Source organism: Enterobacter cloacae complex sp. IR5384 (assembly GCF_049237265.1).
GTDB classification, from domain to species: Bacteria; Pseudomonadota; Gammaproteobacteria; order Enterobacterales; family Enterobacteriaceae; genus Enterobacter; species Enterobacter cloacae.
In genome coordinates this window covers 59,692-79,910 of the sequence record NZ_JBMKHJ010000023.1, presented here as the reverse complement: position 1 = coordinate 79,910, position 20,219 = coordinate 59,692, and the positions used below count along the sequence as shown (strand labels likewise).

The 20,219-nt window shown below is 55.1% G+C and carries 18 protein-coding genes and 2 tRNA genes; 14 read left to right on the top strand and 6 right to left on the bottom strand.

The features are described 5' to 3' along the window. Positions 1 to 22: 22 nt before the first annotated feature. Together ACOTX3_RS17650 and ACOTX3_RS17645 are read left to right on the top strand one after the other, a co-directional pair. Positions 23 to 99 (top strand) — tRNA-Asp (locus ACOTX3_RS17650). A 53-nt stretch (positions 100 to 152) separates the two neighbouring features. Then, positions 153 to 228: transfer RNA gene (locus ACOTX3_RS17645), tRNA-Trp, on the top strand. A 102-nt stretch (positions 229 to 330) separates the two neighbouring features. On the opposite strand, the gene hdfR is transcribed toward ACOTX3_RS17645, so the two are convergent. Then, the gene (hdfR, locus tag ACOTX3_RS17640; RefSeq protein ID WP_020685959.1) at positions 331 to 1,152 is read right to left on the bottom strand and encodes an HTH-type transcriptional regulator HdfR; all 822 of its coding nucleotides are present in this window, start codon (positions 1,150 to 1,152) and stop codon (positions 331 to 333) included. A 118-nt stretch (positions 1,153 to 1,270) separates the two neighbouring features. Between hdfR and ACOTX3_RS17635 the strand changes: the two genes are divergently transcribed. Then, the gene (locus tag ACOTX3_RS17635; protein WP_013099290.1) at positions 1,271 to 1,609 is read left to right on the top strand and encodes a DUF413 domain-containing protein; all 339 of its coding nucleotides are present in this window, start codon (positions 1,271 to 1,273) and stop codon (positions 1,607 to 1,609) included. A 32-nt stretch (positions 1,610 to 1,641) separates the two neighbouring features. On the opposite strand, the gene ACOTX3_RS17630 is transcribed toward ACOTX3_RS17635, so the two are convergent. Further along, positions 1,642 to 3,162: a YifB family Mg chelatase-like AAA ATPase gene (locus ACOTX3_RS17630; RefSeq protein WP_127869121.1), complete on the bottom strand. Its 1,521-nt coding sequence runs from the start codon at positions 3,160 to 3,162 to the stop codon at positions 1,642 to 1,644. 341 nt (positions 3,163 to 3,503) lie between these two features. On the opposite strand from ACOTX3_RS17630, the gene ilvL reads away from it, so the two are divergent. From ilvL to ilvA, 7 genes are all read left to right on the top strand, one after another. Beyond that, positions 3,504 to 3,602, top strand: a complete 99-nt coding sequence (gene ilvL, locus ACOTX3_RS17625) for an ilv operon leader peptide (RefSeq protein WP_045295018.1) — start codon at positions 3,504 to 3,506, stop codon at positions 3,600 to 3,602. Positions 3,603 to 3,688: 86 nt separating this feature from the next. Further along, a complete protein-coding gene (ilvX, locus tag ACOTX3_RS17620) occupies positions 3,689 to 3,739 on the top strand; it encodes a peptide IlvX (RefSeq protein ID WP_102046757.1) in 51 nt (16 codons plus the stop codon). Between the two features lie 2 nt (positions 3,740 to 3,741). Continuing rightward, positions 3,742 to 5,388, top strand: a complete 1,647-nt coding sequence (gene ilvG / locus ACOTX3_RS17615) for an acetolactate synthase 2 catalytic subunit (protein WP_045295014.1) — start codon at positions 3,742 to 3,744, stop codon at positions 5,386 to 5,388. Then, on the top strand, positions 5,385 to 5,648 hold the full coding sequence (gene ilvM, locus ACOTX3_RS17610) for an acetolactate synthase 2 small subunit (RefSeq protein ID WP_003860184.1): 264 nt from the start codon (positions 5,385 to 5,387) through the stop codon (positions 5,646 to 5,648). The genes ilvG and ilvM overlap by 4 nt, the downstream gene beginning before the upstream one ends. An 18-nt stretch (positions 5,649 to 5,666) precedes the next feature. Continuing rightward, positions 5,667 to 6,596, top strand: a complete 930-nt coding sequence (ilvE, locus tag ACOTX3_RS17605; protein WP_013099287.1) for a branched-chain-amino-acid transaminase — start codon at positions 5,667 to 5,669, stop codon at positions 6,594 to 6,596. Between the two features lie 60 nt (positions 6,597 to 6,656). Continuing rightward, entirely contained in the window at positions 6,657 to 8,507 is a 1,851-nt protein-coding gene (gene ilvD, locus ACOTX3_RS17600; protein WP_058678776.1) for a dihydroxy-acid dehydratase, read from the top strand. Between the two features lie 2 nt (positions 8,508 to 8,509). After that, entirely contained in the window at positions 8,510 to 10,054 is a 1,545-nt protein-coding gene (gene ilvA / locus ACOTX3_RS17595; protein ID WP_029883119.1) for a threonine ammonia-lyase, biosynthetic, read from the top strand. 45 nt (positions 10,055 to 10,099) lie between these two features. On the opposite strand, the gene ilvY is transcribed toward ilvA, so the two are convergent. Beyond that, a complete protein-coding gene (gene ilvY, locus ACOTX3_RS17590) occupies positions 10,100 to 10,990 on the bottom strand; it encodes an HTH-type transcriptional activator IlvY (RefSeq protein ID WP_013099284.1) in 891 nt (296 codons plus the stop codon). Positions 10,991 to 11,142: 152 nt separating this feature from the next. Between ilvY and ilvC the strand changes: the two genes are divergently transcribed. Then, positions 11,143 to 12,618: a ketol-acid reductoisomerase gene (gene ilvC / locus ACOTX3_RS17585; protein WP_013099283.1), complete on the top strand. Its 1,476-nt coding sequence runs from the start codon at positions 11,143 to 11,145 to the stop codon at positions 12,616 to 12,618. Between the two features lie 85 nt (positions 12,619 to 12,703). Here the strand turns inward: ilvC and ppiC are convergent, their stop codons facing one another. Next, complete coding sequence (gene ppiC, locus ACOTX3_RS17580; protein ID WP_013099282.1) at positions 12,704 to 12,985, bottom strand: peptidylprolyl isomerase PpiC; 282 nt, start codon at positions 12,983 to 12,985, stop codon at positions 12,704 to 12,706. Between the two features lie 85 nt (positions 12,986 to 13,070). Between ppiC and rep the strand changes: the two genes are divergently transcribed. After that, a complete protein-coding gene (gene rep / locus ACOTX3_RS17575) occupies positions 13,071 to 15,095 on the top strand; it encodes a DNA helicase Rep (RefSeq protein ID WP_058678775.1) in 2,025 nt (674 codons plus the stop codon). Between the two features lie 51 nt (positions 15,096 to 15,146). Here rep and gppA read toward each other — a convergent pair whose 3' ends face one another. Both gppA and rhlB read right to left on the bottom strand, forming a co-directional pair. Continuing rightward, on the bottom strand, positions 15,147 to 16,631 hold the full coding sequence (gene gppA / locus ACOTX3_RS17570; RefSeq protein WP_013099280.1) for a guanosine-5'-triphosphate,3'-diphosphate diphosphatase: 1,485 nt from the start codon (positions 16,629 to 16,631) through the stop codon (positions 15,147 to 15,149). 6 nt (positions 16,632 to 16,637) lie between these two features. Then, positions 16,638 to 17,903, bottom strand: a complete 1,266-nt coding sequence (gene rhlB / locus ACOTX3_RS17565) for an ATP-dependent RNA helicase RhlB (RefSeq protein WP_058678774.1) — start codon at positions 17,901 to 17,903, stop codon at positions 16,638 to 16,640. Between the two features lie 144 nt (positions 17,904 to 18,047). Here rhlB and trxA point away from each other — a divergent pair, with 144 nt between their 5' ends. After that, positions 18,048 to 18,377: a thioredoxin TrxA gene (trxA, locus tag ACOTX3_RS17560; protein WP_004386384.1), complete on the top strand. Its 330-nt coding sequence runs from the start codon at positions 18,048 to 18,050 to the stop codon at positions 18,375 to 18,377. Positions 18,378 to 18,717: 340 nt separating this feature from the next. Then, a complete protein-coding gene (gene rho / locus ACOTX3_RS17555) occupies positions 18,718 to 19,977 on the top strand; it encodes a transcription termination factor Rho (protein ID WP_001054528.1) in 1,260 nt (419 codons plus the stop codon). Positions 19,978 to 20,219: the final 242 nt, after the last annotated feature.

Below are 20,219 nucleotides of genomic sequence, written 5' to 3'. Positions count from 1 at the left end.
GGTAGTTACAGCAGTCTTCGGTGGAGCGGTAGTTCAGTCGGTTAGAATACCTGCCTGTCACGCAGGGGGTCGCGGGTTCGAGTCCCGTCCGTTCCGCCACTTATTAAGACATTAAGCCTGCCTTGTCGGCAGGCTTAATGGCAAAAAACTTTAGGGGCGTAGCTCAGTTGGTAGAGCACCGGTCTCCAAAACCGGGTGTCGCGAGTTCGAGTCTCTCCGCCCCTGCCATATAGAATCCTTTGCTTCGGCAAAGGATTTTTTTTGCCTTCAACACGGCCAAAATCCCTTCCTAATCAAAAACTGCAGCCAGCCATTATGCTGGCTGGTCAATCATTCCATAATATTGATTTTTAAAAGATCTTTTATCTGCGATTGCTTATCGCTGTTCTGCAGCCAGATTGCATACAGCGGCCTGGAAAGCGTAGTGGAATCCAGTACGGTATGGAGTCCCGGTTTACTGTCTGCCCAGCAAACGGGTAACCACGTGCAGCCCTTTAGCAAGGAAAGCTGTTGGCAGGCGATCTCCGCTGAGCTGGTTGTTAGCTGTGGAACATCGTCAGGGGCGATCAAACCGGTTTCATGCTGTTGAAAATCGGGGCCCCATTCAAGTCGCAGATAGGTTAGATCGGACTTCATCATCGCAGGCTCAGACGCATACAGAGCCAGACCAAACTGCCCAACAATCTGGCTGCTAAATTCGTCCATCTTGGGGGCTTCAGTGGTGATCAGCAGATCAAGCTGGCGCTCGTGAAGTTGCTTAACCAGCGACTGGCGTTGCGCAATTCTGGCCTCGAATTGCAAATGCCCATGCGAATGGTATAACCGCGAAAGCCACTGACTGAGCATACATTCCCACAGGGAGGCGCTGGCCCCGATCGAGAACTCATTGTGCCTGGACGTATGAGCCACCTCTTTACGGGCCGCCTGCCAGGTATTCATCAACGTTTCTGCATACGGGAGCAGTTTCTCACCGGCCGGCGTTAAGCGGATATTGTTGCGGTGACGGGTAAATAGATTCACACCCAATTGATTTTCCAGCTGTCGAATACGAAAACTGACCGCTGACTGCGTCAGATAGAGGGCTTCAGCTGCTCGCCCGAAGTGGCGTGTCCTGCTCACTTCAAGGAAAGTTTTTAGCAATTCCGTATCCACATCTTTCTCCACAAAATTATTTGTCGTTATGATTTAAATGTTTTGTTTTACACTCTGTCAAGCGTAACTAATACTCCGCGCCATAAATAGCTCGGCCAAAGAATTAGGAGCGTGTAGGATGGCGGAAAGCTTTACGACGACTAATCGTTTTTTCGACAATAAAAATTATCCACGCGGGTTCTCTCGTCACGGCGATTTCACCATCAAAGAGGCGCAATTACTTGAGCGTCATGGTTATGCCTTTAACGAGCTGGATCTGGGTAAACGTGAGCCTGCGACTGAAGACGAAAAACAGTTTGTTGCTGTTTGTCGCGGTGAGCGTGAGCCGCAGTCTGAAGCAGAACGTGTATGGATCAAGTACATGGCACGCATCAAGCGTCCAAAGCGTTTCCATACGCTGTCTGGCGGTAAGCCGCAGATGGAAGGTGCTGAAGACTACACCGAGTCTGACGACTAAGTTGATGAGAAAAGGAGCTTCGGCTCCTTTTTTTATGCCAGTAATTTTTGCAGGTGCAGCAACAACCGATCTATGGCGCGATAGCTCAGCGCTTCCTGCAGATGGTGTCTTTCAATCTCTGGGTTTCCTTCCACATCGGCAATAGTGCGAGCCACTTTCAGCAGGCGCTGCCATGCACGGATCGAGAGCCCAAATCGCGTCAATGTCTCTTCAAGCCAGCAGGCATCCTCAGCCTTAAGATGGCAAAACTGCCGAATCTCAGCATTATCCAGACGCGCATTCAGCTTATGTTGACGAGCGTACTGTCGGGCCTGTGAGGCGATAACCCGTTCGCGAACCTTCGCTGTGCTCTCACCGCGTATCGTTGTCTGGCTGAGCAAACCAGGGGGCGGTAAGGGGATCCCCAGGGATAAATCAAAACGATCGAGGAAAGGGCCTGACAGCTTCCCCAGATAGCGCAGCGTCTGCTCAGGCGTGCAGCGATTATGATTTCCCTGATAATGGCCTGATGGGCTGGGGTTCATGGCGGCAACCAGCTGGAACTGTGCCGGGTAGCTTATTTTGGCGCGCGTGCGGGAGATATGGATCTCGCCAGATTCGATAGGTTCCCGCAGGGCATCCAGTACGCGGCGTTCAAACTCAGGCAGTTCATCAAGGAACAGGATGCCATTGTGTGCCAGCGAGATCTCTCCCGGCCCCGGAATGGAGCCCCCTCCGACCATGGCCGTCAGGGAGGCACTGTGATGGGGAGAGCGAAAAGGGCGTCGTCGCCACTGTTTTTGCAATGATGCAGAGCTAACCAGGCTAAATATCGCTGCGCTTTCAAGTGCCTCATGATTATTGAGTGGTGGCAATAACCCATTCAGCCTGCTCGCCAGCATGGTTTTCCCTGTTCCCGGCGGGCCAATCAGCAACAGGTTATGTCCTCCGGCTGCGGTGATCTCCAGTGCCCGCTTCCCCTGCTCCTGCCCGATAATATCGCTGAGGTCGTCCGGGCTTTCAGGCAGGATATCTCCGGTTTCCTCTGGCTCGGAGAGCGTATGTCGGCCTTCAAGGTGCGCGCAGACTTCCTGTAAATGCCCCGCGACCAGGCACCCTTTCTCGGCAATCAGGCTCACTTCTGAGGCATTTTCATTGGCTACAATAATTTGTCGACCGGCATGAATGGCTTCCAGCGCACCAGAGATGGCGCCAGGAACGCCTCTTAACGCGCCTGTAAGCGCCAGTTCGCCAATGAACTCGTACGAGCCTAGCCTCGCTGTGTTGAGCTGCTCAGAGGCTGCGAGAAGCGCAATAGCGATAGGTAAATCGTATCGTCCGCCCTCCTTGGGCAGATCTGCGGGAGCAAGGTTGATCGTGATCTTCTTTGCGGGAAAGGTATAACCGCTATTGATAATTGCGCTGCGAACCCGATCTCTGGCTTCTTTGACCGTGGTTTCTGGCAAGCCGACAAGCGTTAGTCCAGGGAGCCCATTACTCAGATGAACGTCCACAGAAATAAGCGGTGCCTTTACTCCGATAGCCGCGCGCGTGTAAACAACTGACAGTGACATAAGCACCTCCTCAGTGAGTCACTATGTCAGTATTGATTTTGCCTGTTGAGCGTCAGTTGGCTGATTTACGACGCTCATTCCTGCTTTTTAGCGACATAGTGTAACTATTTCACTCATTCGGAAGCTATCTCGCAAAGAGAAGGACGGAACGTTGCAGAGCGCTAAAACACGCCAAAAAAATGAAAAATATTCACTCTCTAATTTCCTTATATAAAACAAAGCTTTTCAGGAATATGATTTGCCTGCTAATCAAATCCGTCATAAATAAATCTTGTGTTTGGTTTGATAACTGTGATAACTCTTTAGGCATTCCTTCGAACAAGATGCACAAAGAACTGAAAATGACAGCCCTTCTACTAGTGATTAGCCTGGTCGTGATTAGCGTGGTGGTGATTATTATCCCACCGTGCGGGGCTGCACTTGGACAAGGAAAGGCTTAGAAATCAAGCCTTAACGAACTAAGACCCCCGCACCGAAAGGTCCGGGGGTTTTTTTATGACTAAAAAACTTAAACGAGGAGCAGAGAATGACAAATAGCACAAAATTCTGTTTCTCCCGATTTATGACGGGGAACTAACTATGAATGGGGCACAGTGGGTAGTACATGCGTTGCGCGCACAGGGAGTCGAAACCGTCTTTGGTTATCCGGGAGGCGCAATTATGCCGATTTACGATGCACTGTATGACGGCGGCGTGGAACACCTCTTGTGCCGACACGAGCAGGGCGCAGCCATGGCGGCCATTGGCTATGCACGTGCCACCGGTAAAACGGGCGTCTGCATGGCAACGTCTGGACCGGGCGCCACAAACCTGATCACCGGTCTGGCTGACGCGCTGCTCGATTCCGTTCCCGTGGTGGCGATCACCGGCCAGGTGGCCTCACCCTTCATCGGTACCGATGCCTTCCAGGAAGTCGATGTGCTCGGCTTGTCGCTGGCCTGCACCAAACACAGCTTCCTCGTGCAGTCCCTCGAAGAACTGCCAGGCGTGATGGCGGAAGCGTTCCGTATTGCCAGCTCTGGCCGTCCTGGCCCGGTTCTGGTGGATATCCCGAAAGATATTCAGGTCGCACTCGGCGAGCTGGAACCGCACTTCTCCACCGTTGAGAGTGACGATGCGTTCCCGCATGCGGCAGTCGAAGAGGCGCGTCGGATGCTGGCGCAGGCAGCCCAGCCGATGTTGTACGTCGGCGGCGGCGTTGGCATGGCACAGGCAGTTCCGGCCCTGCGCGAATTTATCGCGGTAACGCAAATGCCTGCCACCTGCACGCTGAAAGGGTTGGGCGCAGTGGATGCTGACTACCCATACTACCTTGGCATGCTGGGGATGCACGGCACCAAAGCGGCAAACCTGGCGGTGCAGGAGTGTGATTTGCTGATTGCCGTCGGTGCCCGTTTTGACGATCGCGTGACCGGCAAGCTGAATACCTTCGCGCCAAACGCCAAAGTTATCCATATGGATATCGACCCGGCGGAAATGAACAAACTGCGTCAGGCGCATGTTGCGCTGCAGGGCGATCTCAACACGCTGCTGCCGGCGTTACAGCAGCCTTTGAATATCGGTGAGTGGCGCCAGCACACGGCTGAAATGCGTGCCAAGCACGCCTGGCGTTACGACCATCCGGGTGAGGCCATCTATGCGCCGCTGCTGTTGAAGCAGTTGTCTGACCGTAAACCGGCAGACAGCGTAGTGACGACCGATGTCGGCCAGCACCAGATGTGGTCTGCGCAGCACATGACCTACACCCGCCCGGAAAACTTCATCACCTCCAGCGGATTAGGCACGATGGGCTTCGGCCTGCCTGCCGCGGTGGGTGCTCAGGTTGCGCGTCCAAACGATACGGTCATTTGTATCTCCGGTGACGGCTCCTTCATGATGAACGTTCAGGAGTTGGGCACCGTTAAGCGTAAACAATTGCCGCTGAAGATCGTGTTGCTCGATAACCAGCGTTTAGGGATGGTTCGCCAGTGGCAGCAGCTGTTCTTCGAGGAGCGCTACAGCGAAACCACCCTGACTGATAACCCCGATTTCCTCACTCTGGCCAGCGCCTTTGGCATTCCTGGACAGCACATCACCCGTAAAGACCAGGTTGAAGCGGCACTCGACACCATGCTGTCAAGCGAAGGGCCTTACCTGCTTCATGTCTCAATCGACGAGCTTGAGAACGTCTGGCCGTTGGTACCGCCAGGTGCCAGTAACTCACAAATGCTGGAGAAATTATCATGATGCAACATCAGGTCGCCGTTCAGGCTCGCTTCAATCCAGAGACATTAGAGCGCGTTTTGCGCGTGGTCCGTCATCGTGGCTTTCAGATTTGCTCTATGAATATGGAGACGGCCACTGACGCCCAAAACATCAGTATCGAATTAACCGTTGCCAGCCCGCGCCCGGTCGACTTACTGTTTAGTCAGTTATCAAAACTGGTGGATGTTGCCCATGTTGCCATCTGCCAGAGCACAACCACATCACAACAAATCCGCGCCTGAGCGTGACAGGAAGAGAAAATGACGACAAAAAAAGCTGATTACATTTGGTTCAATGGTGAGATGGTTCGTTGGGAGGACGCGAAGGTCCACGTGATGTCCCATGCGCTGCACTACGGTACGTCTGTGTTTGAAGGCATCCGTTGCTACGACTCTCACAAAGGGCCAGTGGTGTTCCGTCATCGTGAACATATGCAGCGTCTGCATGACTCAGCCAAAATTTATCGTTTCCCGGTTTCTCAGAGCGTTGATGAGCTGATGGAAGCCTGCCGCGAGGTGATTCGTAAGAACAACCTGACCAGCGCCTATATTCGTCCGCTGGTCTTCGTGGGTGACGTGGGCATGGGCGTAAACCCGCCAGCCGGTTACACCACTGACGTGATCATTGCTGCGTTCCCGTGGGGGGCGTACCTGGGTGCAGAAGCGCTGGAGCAAGGGATCGACGCAATGGTCTCGTCCTGGAACCGCGTGGCGCCTAATACCATCCCAACTGCGGCCAAGGCGGGCGGTAACTACCTCTCCTCACTGCTGGTCGGCAGCGAAGCGCGCCGCCACGGCTACCAGGAAGGCATCGCGCTGGATGTGAACGGTTATATCTCTGAAGGTGCAGGTGAAAACCTGTTTGAAGTGAAAGACGGCATCCTGTTCACCCCGCCGTTTACCTCTTCAGCCCTGCCGGGAATTACCCGTGATGCCATCATTAAGCTGGCGAAAGATCTGGGTATCGAAGTGCGTGAACAGGTACTGTCCCGCGAATCCCTGTATCTGGCCGATGAAGTCTTTATGTCCGGTACGGCGGCTGAGATCACGCCTGTTCGCAGTGTAGACGGTATTCAGGTGGGCGCAGGCCGCTGTGGCCCGGTTACCAAACGTATTCAGCAAGCCTTCTTCGGCCTCTTCACCGGCGAAACAGAAGATAAATACGGCTGGTTGGATCAGGTTAATCAATAAGCATAAATATGGGACGGCACGCACCGTCCCATTTAATAGTCAGACGGGAGTAAATAAAGCATGCCTAAGTATCGTTCCGCCACCACCACCCACGGCCGTAACATGGCGGGTGCCCGCGCACTGTGGCGCGCCACCGGGATGACCGACGCTGATTTCGGTAAACCTATTATCGCCGTGGTGAACTCCTTCACCCAGTTTGTGCCGGGCCATGTGCACCTGCGCGATCTCGGCAAACTGGTTGCTGAGCAAATTGAAGTTGCGGGCGGTGTGGCGAAAGAATTCAACACCATTGCGGTGGATGACGGTATCGCGATGGGGCACGGGGGCATGCTCTATTCACTGCCGTCGCGCGAGCTGATTGCCGACTCGGTGGAATACATGGTTAACGCTCACTGTGCGGATGCCATGGTCTGTATCTCCAACTGCGACAAAATTACCCCGGGGATGCTGATGGCTTCCCTGCGTCTGAACATTCCGGTAATTTTCGTCTCCGGTGGTCCTATGGAAGCGGGCAAGACCAAGCTTTCTGACAAAATCATCAAGCTCGACCTGGTCGATGCGATGATCCAGGGCGCGGATCCAAAAGTGTCTGACGAGCAGAGCAACCAGGTGGAACGCTCCGCGTGCCCAACCTGCGGCTCCTGTTCCGGGATGTTCACCGCCAACTCCATGAACTGTCTGACCGAAGCACTGGGCCTCTCTCAGCCGGGCAACGGTTCGTTGCTGGCGACGCACGCTGACCGTAAAGCGCTGTTCCTCAACGCCGGTAAGCGCATTGTTGAACTGACCAAACGTTACTACGAGCAGGACGATGCCAGCGCGCTGCCGCGCAACATCGCCAGCAAGGCGGCGTTCGAAAATGCCATGACGCTGGATATCGCCATGGGCGGTTCTACTAACACCGTTTTGCACCTGCTGGCTGCGGCGCAGGAAGCGGAAATCGACTTCACCATGAGCGATATCGATAAGCTGTCCCGCAAAGTGCCGCAACTGTGTAAAGTCGCGCCAAGCACCCAGAAATACCACATGGAAGACGTACACCGTGCGGGTGGCGTCATCGGTATTCTTGGCGAGCTGGATCGCGCCGGGCTGCTGAACCGCGATGTGAAGAACGTTCTCGGTCTGACGTTGCCGCAGACGCTGGATAAATATGACGTGATGCTGACTCAGGATGAGGCGGTGAAAAATATGTTCCGCGCGGGTCCGGCCGGTATTCGTACCACGCAGGCCTTCTCTCAGGATTGTCGCTGGGACACCCTGGATGATGACCGCGCCGAAGGCTGCATTCGTTCGCTGGAGCACGCCTACAGTAAAGACGGCGGTCTGGCCGTGCTGTACGGCAACTTTGCGGAAAACGGCTGCATCGTAAAAACCGCGGGCGTGGATGACAGCATCCTGAAATTCACCGGCCCGGCCAAAGTGTACGAAAGCCAGGACGAGGCGGTAGACGCCATCCTGGGCGGCAAAGTAGTGGAAGGCGACGTGGTGGTCATCCGTTACGAAGGGCCGAAAGGCGGTCCAGGCATGCAGGAGATGCTCTACCCAACCACCTTCCTGAAATCGATGGGCCTTGGTAAAGCCTGTGCGTTGATCACCGACGGACGTTTCTCGGGCGGTACGTCCGGTCTCTCCATCGGCCACGTATCACCGGAAGCAGCGAGTGGCGGCAACATTGCGATCATCGAAGACGGTGACCTGATTGAAATCGACATTCCGAATCGCGGGATCCAGCTCAAGCTGAGCGATCAGGAGATCGCGGCTCGTCGTGAAGCACAGGAAGCGCGCGGCGATAAAGCCTGGACGCCGAAGGACCGCCAGCGTGAAGTCTCCTTCGCCCTGCGCGCTTACGCGAGCCTTGCGACCAGTGCAGACAAAGGCGCGGTACGCGATAAATCGAAACTTGGGGGCTAATGATGGCCGAGTCACAACCCTTATCCGCCGCCCCTGAGGGGGCGGAATATCTCCGGGCAGTGCTACGCGCGCCGGTCTATGAAGCGGTGCAGGTCACCCCGCTGCAGAAAATGGAAAAACTCTCTTCGCGCCTCGACAACGTGATTCTGGTGAAGCGCGAAGACCGTCAGCCGGTGCACAGCTTCAAGCTGCGCGGGGCCTATGCGATGATGGCCGGGTTGACCGACGAGCAAAAAGCACGCGGCGTGATTACCGCGTCGGCGGGCAACCACGCGCAGGGTGTGGCGTTCTCGTCTGCCCGTTTGGGGTTGAAAGCGCTGATCGTGATGCCGGTTGCCACGGCAGATATCAAAGTGGATGCGGTGCGTGGCTTCGGCGGCGAAGTGCTGCTCCACGGCGCTAACTTTGACGAAGCAAAAGCCAAAGCGATCGAGCTGGCGCAGCAGCAGGGCTTTACCTGGGTACCGCCGTTCGATCATCCGATGGTGATTGCAGGACAAGGTACCCTGGCGCTGGAACTGCTGCAGCAGGATGCCCATCTTGACCGCGTTTTCGTTCCGGTGGGCGGCGGTGGCTTAGCCGCAGGCGTGGCGGTGCTGATCAAACAGCTGATGCCGCAGATCAAAGTGATTGCCGTGGAAGCGGAAGATTCAGCCTGCCTGAAGGCCGCGTTGGATGCGGGTCATCCGGTCGATCTTCCGCGCGTTGGGCTGTTTGCCGAAGGCGTGGCGGTGAAACGTATTGGCGACGAAACCTTCCGTCTGTGCCAGGAGTATCTTGACGACATCGTCACCGTCGACAGCGATGCGATCTGCGCGGCGATGAAAGATCTCTTCGAGGATGTGCGTGCGGTGGCGGAACCGTCCGGCGCGCTGGCATTGGCTGGAATGAAAAAATACATCGCCCAGCACAACATCCGCGGCGAGCGCCTGGCGCACGTGCTCTCGGGTGCTAACGTCAACTTCCACGGTCTGCGTTACGTTTCTGAACGCTGCGAGCTGGGCGAGCAGCGTGAGGCCCTGCTGGCGGTGACCATTCCGGAAGAGAAGGGCAGCTTCCTGAAGTTCTGTCAGCTGCTTGGCGGCCGTTCGGTAACGGAGTTCAACTACCGTTTTGCCGATGCGAAAGACGCCTGTATTTTTGTCGGCGTGCGTTTAAGCCGCGGTCTGGAAGAGCGCAAAGAGATCCTCCACCTGCTGCACGAAGGCGGCTACAGCGTGGTCGATCTCTCTGACGATGAGATGGCGAAGCTGCACGTGCGTTATATGGTCGGTGGTCGTCCGTCGAAGCCGCTTAAAGAACGTCTTTACAGCTTTGAATTCCCGGAATCCCCGGGCGCGTTGCTGAAGTTCCTGCATACGCTGGGCACGCACTGGAACATCTCGCTGTTCCACTACCGCAGCCACGGCACCGACTATGGCCGCGTGCTGGCCGCGTTTGAACTGGCCGAGCACGAGCCGGATTTCGAAACGCGTCTGAACGAGCTGGGCTATGAGTGCCATGATGAAACCCACAACCCGGCGTTCCGCTTCTTCCTCGCGGGCTAAGGGGAGGTCTGCGTATAGGTCGGGTAAGCGTAGCGCCACCCGACTTTAATGGTTCGGCAATATCTTCCAGAACGCATCAATAAGCGGCTCATGCAGCCGCTTTTTTTGTGCACACACGCCAAGCTCGAACGGCGTCTTTTCGTCGCTGCGCTCCAGAATCATCACGCGATTGCGCACCGGTTCCGGGCTGTTTTCCAGCACCACTTCCGGCAGCAGCGCCACGCCGCAGCCAAGCGCCACCATCGAGACCATCGCCTCGTGTCCACCCACCGTCGCGTAAATCGACGGATTACTGATTTTCTGACGACGGAACCAGAGTTCGATACGGCGTCGCACCGGACCCTGATCGGCCATGATAAACGGCACCGATGACCAGTCCGGCTTTTCCACCGACACCTGATTACGCACCGGGCAGGGTAGCGCCGGGGCGATCAGCACCACCGCCAGATTCTCCAGCATAGAGAACGCCACCGCGCCCGGCAGGGTTTCGGGCTTCCCGGCAATGGCCAGATCGGCTTCGCCTGTGACGACTTTTTCCATGGCATCGGCGGCATCGCCGGTGGTGAGCTTAATTTCAACCGAGGGATGCTCCGCGCGGAAACGGTCAAGGATAGGGGGAAGATGGCTATAGGCGGCCGTTACGGAACAGAAAATATGCAGCTCGCCGGATAAAGACGGCCCTTTCTGATCGATGGCGTGTCGTAGCTGCTGATACTGCAGCAACGTCTGCTGAGCAAAGACCCGCAGCTCTTCGCCCGCTTCCGTGAGGGTAACGGTGCGATTATCACGTACAAACAGCGGCTGGCCGAGATCCTCTTCAAGGCGCTGGATCTGGCGCGAAAGCGTGGACGGGCTGACGTGCATGGCCCGGGCGCTACGGCCAAAATGGCGGCTTTCCGCCAGATGCAGGAACATTTTCAGATCGCGTAAATCCACGGATTCCACTCCCCCTTTTTACATTGCAGATATTGCAACGTGACGTTGTGAATATATCAATTTCCGCAATAAATTTCCTGTTGTAATGTGGGTACATTCTCGCTGAAACGCGAACCGAACAATAAGACACACAACATCACGAGGTATCACCCATGGCTAACTACTTTAATACACTGAACTTGCGCCAGCAGCTGGCGCAGCTGGGCAAATGCCGCTTCATGGCGCGCGATGAATTTGCTGATGGCGCGAGCTACCTTCAGGGTAAAAAAGTGGTCATCGTCGGCTGTGGCGCGCAGGGTCTGAACCAGGGCCTGAACATGCGTGACTCCGGGCTGGATATCTCTTACGCCCTGCGCAAAGAAGCAATTGCTGAAAAACGCGCTTCCTGGCGTAAAGCGACCGAAAACGGCTTCAAAGTGGGTACCTACGAAGAGCTGATCCCGCAGGCGGATCTGGTTGTTAACCTGACGCCAGACAAACAGCACTCTGATGTTGTGCGCTCCGTTCAGCCGCTGATGAAAGACGGCGCGGCGCTGGGTTACTCTCACGGCTTCAACATCGTTGAAGTGGGCGAGCAGATCCGTAAAGACATCACCGTAGTGATGGTGGCTCCGAAGTGTCCGGGTACAGAAGTGCGTGAAGAGTACAAGCGTGGCTTCGGCGTGCCGACGCTGATCGCGGTTCACCCGGAAAATGATCCGAAAGGCGAAGGGATGGCGATCGCTAAAGCATGGGCAGCGGCTACCGGTGGCCACCGTGCGGGCGTTCTGGAATCTTCCTTCGTGGCTGAAGTGAAATCTGACCTGATGGGCGAGCAGACCATTCTGTGCGGCATGCTGCAGGCCGGTTCACTGCTGTGCTTCGATAAGCTGGTGGAAGAGGGTACCGACCCGGCATACGCAGAAAAACTGATCCAGTTCGGCTGGGAAACCATCACCGAAGCGCTGAAGCAGGGCGGTATCACGCTGATGATGGATCGTCTGTCCAACCCGGCGAAACTGCGTGCTTTCGCGCTGTCCGAACAGCTGAAAACCATCATGGCGCCGCTGTTCCAGAAACATATGGACGACATCATCTCCGGCGAGTTCTCTTCCGGCATGATGGCTGACTGGGCGAATGATGATAAGAAACTGCTGACCTGGCGTGAAGAGACCGGTAAGACCGCGTTCGAAACTGCGCCACAGTATGAAGGTAAAATCGGCGAGCAAGAGTACTTCGACAAAGGCGTACTGATGATCGCGATGGTGAAAGCAGGTGTTGAGCTGGCGTTCGAAACCATGGTGGATTCCGGCATCATCGAAGAGTCTGCGTACTACGAATCTCTGCACGAGCTGCCGCTGATCGCGAACACCATCGCCCGTAAGCGTCTGTACGAAATGAACGTGGTTATCTCCGATACCGCTGAGTACGGCAACTACCTGTTCTCTTATGCATGCGTACCGCTGCTGAAAGAGTTCATGACCACCCTGCAGCCGGGCGATCTGGGCAAAGCCATTGCGGAAGGTGCGGTAGACAACGCGCAACTGCGTGATGTGAACGAAGCGATTCGCAGCCACCAGATCGAGAAAGTAGGTCACAAACTGCGTGGCTACATGACCGATATGAAACGTATCGCGGTAGCGGGTTAACAACCTTGTCGGGTGGCGCTTCGCTTACCCGACCTACAAAACGCTAAGACGTAGGCCGGGTAAGGCGCAGCCGCCACCCGGCTTTTTATTTGCGATAGAGGACCTTGATCACGTGGTAGCCGAACTGCGTGTGCAGCGGGCCAGTCGGCTCCAGTACCGGGCAGGAGAAGACCACTTTGTCGAACGCCGGAACCATCTGACCCTGACGGAATTCCCCTAAGTCACCGCCGCGTTTGCCTGACGGGCAAATGGAGTGCTTCTTCGCCAGCTTGCCGAAGTCGGCGCCGTTTTTGAGCTGCTCCAGAAGATCCAGAGCCAGTTTCTCTTCTTTAACAAGGATATGCAGTGCTGCTGCTGTTTTTGCCATGATCGTGCCTTGAGTGGTATGGATTAGGCTCGCTATACTACCACGCTGTTATTCTCCCCTCCTGACTTTCATTGAGTGATCATTTATGCGTTTAAACCCCGGACAACAACAAGCTGTCGAATTTGTCACCGGACCGTGTCTGGTGCTGGCGGGGGCTGGCTCCGGCAAAACGCGTGTGATCACGAACAAAATTGCCCACCTGATCCGCGGCTGCGGCTATCAGGCCCGGCATATCGCTGCGGTGACCTTTACCAACAAAGCGGCGCGCGAAATGAAAGAGCGTGTCGGCCAGACGCTGGGGCGTAAAGAGGCGCGAGGCCTGATGATCTCCACGTTCCACACGCTGGGGCTGGATATCATCAAACGCGAATACGCGGCGCTGGGGATGAAGTCTAACTTCTCGCTTTTCGATGACACCGATCAGGTGGCATTGCTTAAAGAGCTTACCGAGGGGCTGATCGAAGATGACAAAGTGCTGTTGCAGCAGCTGATCTCGACGATCTCCAACTGGAAAAACGATCTGATGACCCCCGCTCAGGCGGCGGCAAGCGCCAAAGGTGAGCGGGATCGCATCTTTGCTCACTGCTACGGTCTGTACGATGCACATATGAAAGCGTGTAACGTGCTGGATTTTGACGATCTGATCCTGCTGCCCACGCTGCTGTTGCAGCGTAATGAAGAGGTGCGTGAACGCTGGCAGAACAAAATCCGCTATCTGCTGGTGGATGAATACCAGGACACCAACACCAGCCAGTATGAGCTGGTGAAGCTGCTGGTGGGACAGCGCGCGCGTTTCACCGTGGTAGGCGATGATGACCAGTCTATCTACTCCTGGCGCGGTGCGCGCCCACAAAACCTGGTGCTGCTGAGCAAAGATTTTCCGGCGCTGCAGGTGATCAAGCTGGAACAGAACTACCGCTCATCCGGGCGCATCCTGAAAGCGGCAAATATCCTGATTGCCAATAACCCGCACGTCTTCGAAAAACGCCTTTTCTCGGAACTTGGCTATGGCACGGAGCTCAAAGTGCTCAGTGCCAATAATGAAGAGCATGAAGCGGAGCGCGTGACGGGCGAGCTGATTGCGCACCACTTCGTCAATAAAACGGAATATAAAGATTACGCGATCCTCTATCGCGGCAACCATCAGTCGCGCGTCTTTGAAAAGATGCTGATGCAGAACCGCATCCCGTACAAAATTTCCGGCGGAACCTCCTTCTTCTCGCGCCCTGAAATCAAAGATCTGCTGGCCTATCTGCGTGTACTCACCAACCCGGATGACGACAGCGCCTTTCTGCGTATCGTGAACACGCCGAAACGTGAAATCGGCCCGGCGACGCTGCAAAAGCTCGGTGAATGGGCGATGACGCGCAACAAAAGCCTGTTCACCGCCAGCTTCGATATGGGGCTGAGCCAGACGTTAACCGGGCGCGGTTATGATTCCTTAACCCGCTTTACCTACTGGCTTGGCGAAGTCCAGCGTCTGGCGGAGCGCGAACCGGTTGCTGCCGTTCGCGATCTGATCCACGGCATCGACTACGAGTCCTGGCTGTATGAAACCTCTGCCAGCCCGAAGGCGGCAGAGATGCGCATGAAAAACGTTAACCAGCTGTTCAGCTGGATGACGGAAATGCTGGAAGGCTCAGAAATCGACGAGCCGATGACCCTGACCCAGGTCGTTACCCGCTTTACGCTGCGCGACATGATGGAGCGCGGTGAGAGCGAAGAGGAAGCCGATCAGGTTCAACTGATGACGCTGCATGCGTCTAAAGGGCTGGAGTTTCCGTATGTCTACCTGGTCGGCATGGAAGAGGGCTTACTGCCGCACCAGAGCAGCATTGATGAAGATAACGTCGATGAAGAGCGTCGTCTGGCCTACGTGGGCATTACCCGCGCACAGAAAGAACTAACGTTCACGCTGTGTAAAGAGCGCCGTCAGTATGGCGAGCTGGTTCGCCCTGAGCCGAGCCGTTTCCTGCTGGAGTTGCCGCAGGATGACCTGATCTGGGAGCAGGAGCGCAAGGTGATTACCGCTGAAGAACGAATGCACAAAGGTCAGGCTAACGTCGCCAACATTCGCGCCATGCTGGCAAAAGCCAAAGAGAAGGGATAAAAACTTGCAGGCCGGGTCAGGCGAAGCCGCCGCCCGGCAATGCACAGCGTGTTACTTCACTTCAAGCGCCCAGTGGACATAGCTCTGCCACTGGCACTCTTGCTCAATCATCTCTGCCCCAAGCGGGTGATTATCAATCCAGTTTTCCGGCAGCGTCAGAGACAGCCTTTCGTCATCCGCCACCAGATGAATATTGGGCAGCAAATCATCGCGACGTCGGCTGGCAAACAGAATTGCCAGACGCAGCAGGCGGCACAGATGCTCGGCCACGCGTGGCGGCACAGCGTTTTGCTGATGTAACGAGGAGAGGTCAACGGCGTTGGTCTGGTTCAACAGTAACGTTGCCAGCAGCTTCTTTTGTGCCGGCGTGTAGCCCGGCAGATCGAGATTACGCACCAGCCAGGCTGCGTGCAGCGGCGCCTGCTTATACTCGACGCTCAGCCCAATTTCATGCAGCGCGCAGGCACTTAGCAGCAGATCGCGGCTCAACGGGTCAATATCCCAGCTGTTTTTTACCTGATCGGCAAACAGTGATGCCAGCTGACCTACCCGTTGCGCTTGATCGGTATCGACAATAAAGCGACGCTGTACGTTACGCAGGGTTCGGGTGCGGATGTCCTGATCAACCGAAAGATGCAGCATTCCGTAGACCAGCCCTTCACGCAGCGCACCACCGGCCAGTGTCATACACTGGATGTTCAGCTCGGTAAAAATGGCGATCAAAATGGCCAGGCCGCTCGGGAAGACCAGCGCGCGTTCCAGCGTCAGGCCTTCTATTTCCAGCTCTTCCAGGCGACCACATTGAATCGCGCGCTGTTTTAACTGCTGGAGCTTGGTAAGCGTGATCCGCTCGTCCATCCCCTGGGCCATCATGATTTCCTGCAACGCCTGCACGGTACCTGACGCACCCACGCAGACTTTCCAGCCGTGATAGCGCAGTTCGTCCATTACCGGACGTAACACCTCGCGGGCGGCATTTTCCGCTTCGTCGAAGTTCTCTTTACCCAGATTTCGATCGGCAAAGTAGCGCTCAAGCCAGGTCACACAGCCCATCGACAGGCTGAACAGCGAGGTCGCCTGCGCGCCCGTGCCGGTGACGAGCTCGGTGCTGGCACCCCCGATATCGACGACCAGACGGCGATCGTCGCCGCCCGTCGTGTGCGCAACACCCTGATAGATCAGACGTGCTTCTTCTTCACCGCTGATAACCTGAACCGGGCACCCGAGAATTTCCTGCGCTTTGGCAATAAAATCCACGGCATTGACTGCCAGGCGTAGCGTCGCGGTGGCGACAACGGTAATTTGCGAATGGGGAATATCCTGCAGGCGTTCGGCAAAGAGACGCAGACACTGCCAGCCACGTTCCATGGCTTCGGGAGAGAGATAATTATCGCTGCTCAGGCCCGCCGCGAGGCGGACCTTGCGCTTAATGCGCGTCAGCGTTTGTATGCTTCCCGCCACCTCGCGCACAACCAGCATATGAAAACTATTCGAACCGAGATCAATTGCCGCATAAAGCGAGGTGGAGCTGAGCATATTTTCTTAACCTGAACGACGACGATTACGCGGTGCGCCAGAACGACGCGGGCCATTGCCGGAGCGGGCGCGGGTAAGGCGCTTAGGCGGCGGCAGTTCGCTTAACAGCGCATCCGGATTGTATTTACTCTGTGGAATAGAGTGACCAATGTAGGCCTCAATCGCCGGGAGATTCAGCGCATATTCTTCACACGCAAGGCTAATGGAGTGACCGCTTGCACCTGCGCGACCGGTACGACCAATGCGGTGTACGTAGTCTTCGCAGTCATCCGGCAGGTCATAGTTGAAGACGTGCGTGACGGCGGGAATGTGCAGACCACGCGCGGCCACGTCGGTTGCGACCAGAATATCGAGATCGCCACGGGTAAATTCGTCGAGAATACGCAGGCGTTTTTTCTGTGCCACATCGCCGGTCAGCAGACCCACACGGTGACCATCCGCAGCCAGATGGCCCCAGATATCTTCACAGCGGTGTTTGGTGTTCGCGAAGATAATGGCGCGATCTGGCCACTCTTCTTCGATCAGCGTTTGCAGCAGGCGCATTTTCTCTTCATTGGAAGGATAGAAGAGCTCTTCTTTAATGCGGTGACCTGTTTTCTGCTCCGGCTCCACTTCCACATATTCGGCGTTGTTCATCTGCTCGAACGCCAGCTCGCGTACGCGATAAGAAAGGGTAGCGGAGAACAGCATGTTCAGACGCTGGTTCGCTGGGGGCATGCGACGGAACAGCCAGCGGATGTCTTTGATAAAGCCCAGATCGTACATGCGGTCGGCTTCATCCAGCACCACAACCTGGATTGCGCCGAGGTTAATGTGATTCTGTTTTGCATAATCGATAAGACGGCCAGTGGTACCGATCAGGATATCCACGCCGCTTTCCAGCACTTTCAGCTGCTTATCGTAGCCATCGCCGCCGTAAGCCAGGCCAATCTTCAGGCCGGTCGCCTGCGTCAGAGGTTCAGCGTCTGCGTGGATCTGTACCGCCAGTTCTCGCGTCGGAGCCATGATAAGCGCGCGCGGCTGGTTAACTTTGCGGTCTGCAATCGCTGGATGAGAAAGTAAATAGTGAAACGTTGACGTTAAAAACGCCATCGTTTTGCCAGTACCGGTTTGCGCCTGCCCTGCTACGTCACGACCGGCCAGCGTCAGCGGCAGGGCGAGAGCCTGAATGGGCGTGCAGTTATGAAACCCTTTATTTTCAAGGGATTCAATCACTTTTGGGTGCAGGGCGAAGTCGGAAAACTTCTGTTCTGTTAAATGTGTTTTGCTCATAGTGTGGTAGAATATCAGCTTACTATTGCTTTACGAAAGCGTATCCGGTGAAATAAAGTCAACCTTTAGTTGGTTAATGCGACATCAACACGTCGTTGATGAAGGCGAAACCAACGCACCAGGCTTATTCCTGTGGAGTTATATATGAGCGATAAAATTATTCACCTGACTGACGACAGTTTTGACACGGACGTACTTAAGGCTGACGGGCTGACCCTCGTCGATTTCTGGGCTGAATGGTGTGGTCCTTGCAAAATGATCGCCCCGATTCTGGATGAGATCGCTGACGAATATCAGGGCAAACTGACCGTTGCCAAGCTGAACATCGACCAGAACCCGGGTACCGCGCCAAAATACGGCATCCGTGGCATCCCGACCCTGCTGCTGTTTAAAAACGGCGAAGTGGCGGCGACCAAAGTGGGCGCACTGTCCAAAGGTCAACTGAAAGAGTTCCTCGACGCTAACCTGGCGTAAGGTTTCTCCGCTGCGCGTCCAGAGGCCAAAATGATGTGCAACTCTGGACGCCCGGCTTAAGTCGTGCTAAGTTAGCTATGACTTCGTTTTAAACATATCTTGTTGTTTGAATCTTGTTTTACCCGAAACTTCCCGTTGTTAACATAAACAGTGCGTGAAGTGGCTAAATTCCGGGCTTGTCACTCAATCCGTCTTGTCGTTTCAGATCTGCGTTCTTTCCCTGTGACCAGACAGCGAACAGACATGAGTTGATGGCCGCTAAACAGGCATGGATGACCCTGCCATACCATTCACAACATTAAGTTCGAGAATCACCCCGAGTTTAAGAACCCACACCATTATGAATCTTACCGAATTAAAGAATACGCCGGTTTCTGAGCTGATCACTCTCGGCGAAAATATGGGACTGGAAAACCAGGCTCGTATGCGCAAGCAGGACATCATTTTCGCCATCCTGAAGCAGCACGCTAAGAGTGGCGAAGATATCTTTGGCGACGGTGTGCTGGAGATATTGCAAGACGGATTTGGTTTCCTCCGCTCTGCAGACAGCTCCTACCTCGCCGGCCCTGACGACATCTACGTATCCCCCAGCCAAATCCGCCGTTTCAACCTCCGCACTGGTGACACCATTTCAGGTAAGATTCGTCCTCCAAAAGAGGGTGAACGCTACTTTGCGCTGTTGAAAGTTAACGAAGTTAACTACGACAAACCGGAAAACTCGCGTAATAAGATCCTCTTCGAGAACTTAACGCCGCTGCATGCGAACTCTCGTCTGCGTATGGAGCGTGGTAACGGTTCTACCGAAGACTTAACCGCGCGCGTGCTGGATCTGGCTTCGCCAATTGGTCGTGGTCAACGTGGTCTGATTGTGGCACCGCCAAAAGCGGGTAAAACCATGCTGCTGCAGAACATCGCGCAGAGCATTGCCTACAACCACCCAGACTGTGTGCTAATGGTACTGCTGATTGACGAACGTCCGGAAGAAGTGACCGAGATGCAGCGTCTGGTGAAAGGTGAAGTTGTGGCGTCGACCTTTGACGAACCGGCATCCCGTCACGTTCAGGTTGCGGAAATGGTTATTGAGAAGGCGAAACGCCTGGTTGAGCACAAGAAAGACGTTATCATTCTGCTCGACTCCATCACCCGTCTGGCGCGTGCCTACAACACCGTGGTTCCGGCTTCCGGTAAAGTACTGACCGGTGGTGTGGATGCCAACGCCCTGCATCGTCCGAAGCGCTTCTTCGGTGCTGCACGTAATGTGGAAGAGGGCGGTAGCCTGACCATCATCGCGACGGCTCTTATCGATACCGGCTCCAAAATGGACGAAGTGATCTACGAAGAGTTTAAAGGGACAGGTAACATGGAACTGCACCTCTCTCGTAAGATTGCAGAAAAACGTGTCTTCCCGGCTATCGACTACAACCGTTCCGGTACCCGTAAGGAAGAGCTGCTCACCACTCAGGAAGAGCTGCAGAAAATGTGGATCCTGCGCAAAATTATCCACCCAATGGGTGAAATTGATGCAATGGAATTCCTCATTAACAAACTGGCGATGACCAAAACCAACGACGATTTCTTCGACATGATGAAGCGCTCGTAACGCAAATAAAGCCAGTGAACGCCACGTTTTTACGTGGCGTTTTTCTTTTATGGACTATACGCTATTACCACACACTCCCAATTTTGACCGGTCGGTGCGACAATTAAGACTATTGGCACAGTAAAAACATTAATTGTCTGAATAATAAACAAATGGGGTTGTTAGAGGTTTGCTTTATGCCTTCAGGCTTTGCGCCTTCATGGTTATACTTCCGCGACTAACATTTGTTGAGAACATCCATT

What these genes read in the sequence shown, in the direction of transcription:
- ilvM (WP_003860184.1), top strand. Translation starts at nt 5,385, where the DNA reads ATGATGCAACATCAGGTCGCCGTTCAGGCTCGCTTCAATCCAGAGACA.
- ilvC (WP_013099283.1), top strand. Translation starts at nt 11,143, where the DNA reads ATGGCTAACTACTTTAATACACTGAACTTGCGCCAGCAGCTGGCGCAG.
- rep (WP_058678775.1), top strand. Translation starts at nt 13,071, where the DNA reads ATGCGTTTAAACCCCGGACAACAACAAGCTGTCGAATTTGTCACCGGA.
- ppiC (WP_013099282.1), bottom strand. Translation starts at nt 12,985, where the DNA reads ATGGCAAAAACAGCAGCAGCACTGCATATCCTTGTTAAAGAAGAGAAA.
- ilvG (WP_045295014.1), top strand. Translation starts at nt 3,742, where the DNA reads ATGAATGGGGCACAGTGGGTAGTACATGCGTTGCGCGCACAGGGAGTC.
- rhlB (WP_058678774.1), bottom strand. Translation starts at nt 17,903, where the DNA reads ATGAGCAAAACACATTTAACAGAACAGAAGTTTTCCGACTTCGCCCTG.
- ilvL (WP_045295018.1), top strand. Translation starts at nt 3,504, where the DNA reads ATGACAGCCCTTCTACTAGTGATTAGCCTGGTCGTGATTAGCGTGGTG.
- ilvE (WP_013099287.1), top strand. Translation starts at nt 5,667, where the DNA reads ATGACGACAAAAAAAGCTGATTACATTTGGTTCAATGGTGAGATGGTT.
- ilvA (WP_029883119.1), top strand. Translation starts at nt 8,510, where the DNA reads ATGGCCGAGTCACAACCCTTATCCGCCGCCCCTGAGGGGGCGGAATAT.
- trxA (WP_004386384.1), top strand. Translation starts at nt 18,048, where the DNA reads ATGAGCGATAAAATTATTCACCTGACTGACGACAGTTTTGACACGGAC.
- gppA (WP_013099280.1), bottom strand. Translation starts at nt 16,631, where the DNA reads ATGCTCAGCTCCACCTCGCTTTATGCGGCAATTGATCTCGGTTCGAAT.
- ACOTX3_RS17635 (WP_013099290.1), top strand. Translation starts at nt 1,271, where the DNA reads ATGGCGGAAAGCTTTACGACGACTAATCGTTTTTTCGACAATAAAAAT.
- rho (WP_001054528.1), top strand. Translation starts at nt 18,718, where the DNA reads ATGAATCTTACCGAATTAAAGAATACGCCGGTTTCTGAGCTGATCACT.
- ilvD (WP_058678776.1), top strand. Translation starts at nt 6,657, where the DNA reads ATGCCTAAGTATCGTTCCGCCACCACCACCCACGGCCGTAACATGGCG.
- ACOTX3_RS17630 (WP_127869121.1), bottom strand. Translation starts at nt 3,162, where the DNA reads ATGTCACTGTCAGTTGTTTACACGCGCGCGGCTATCGGAGTAAAGGCA.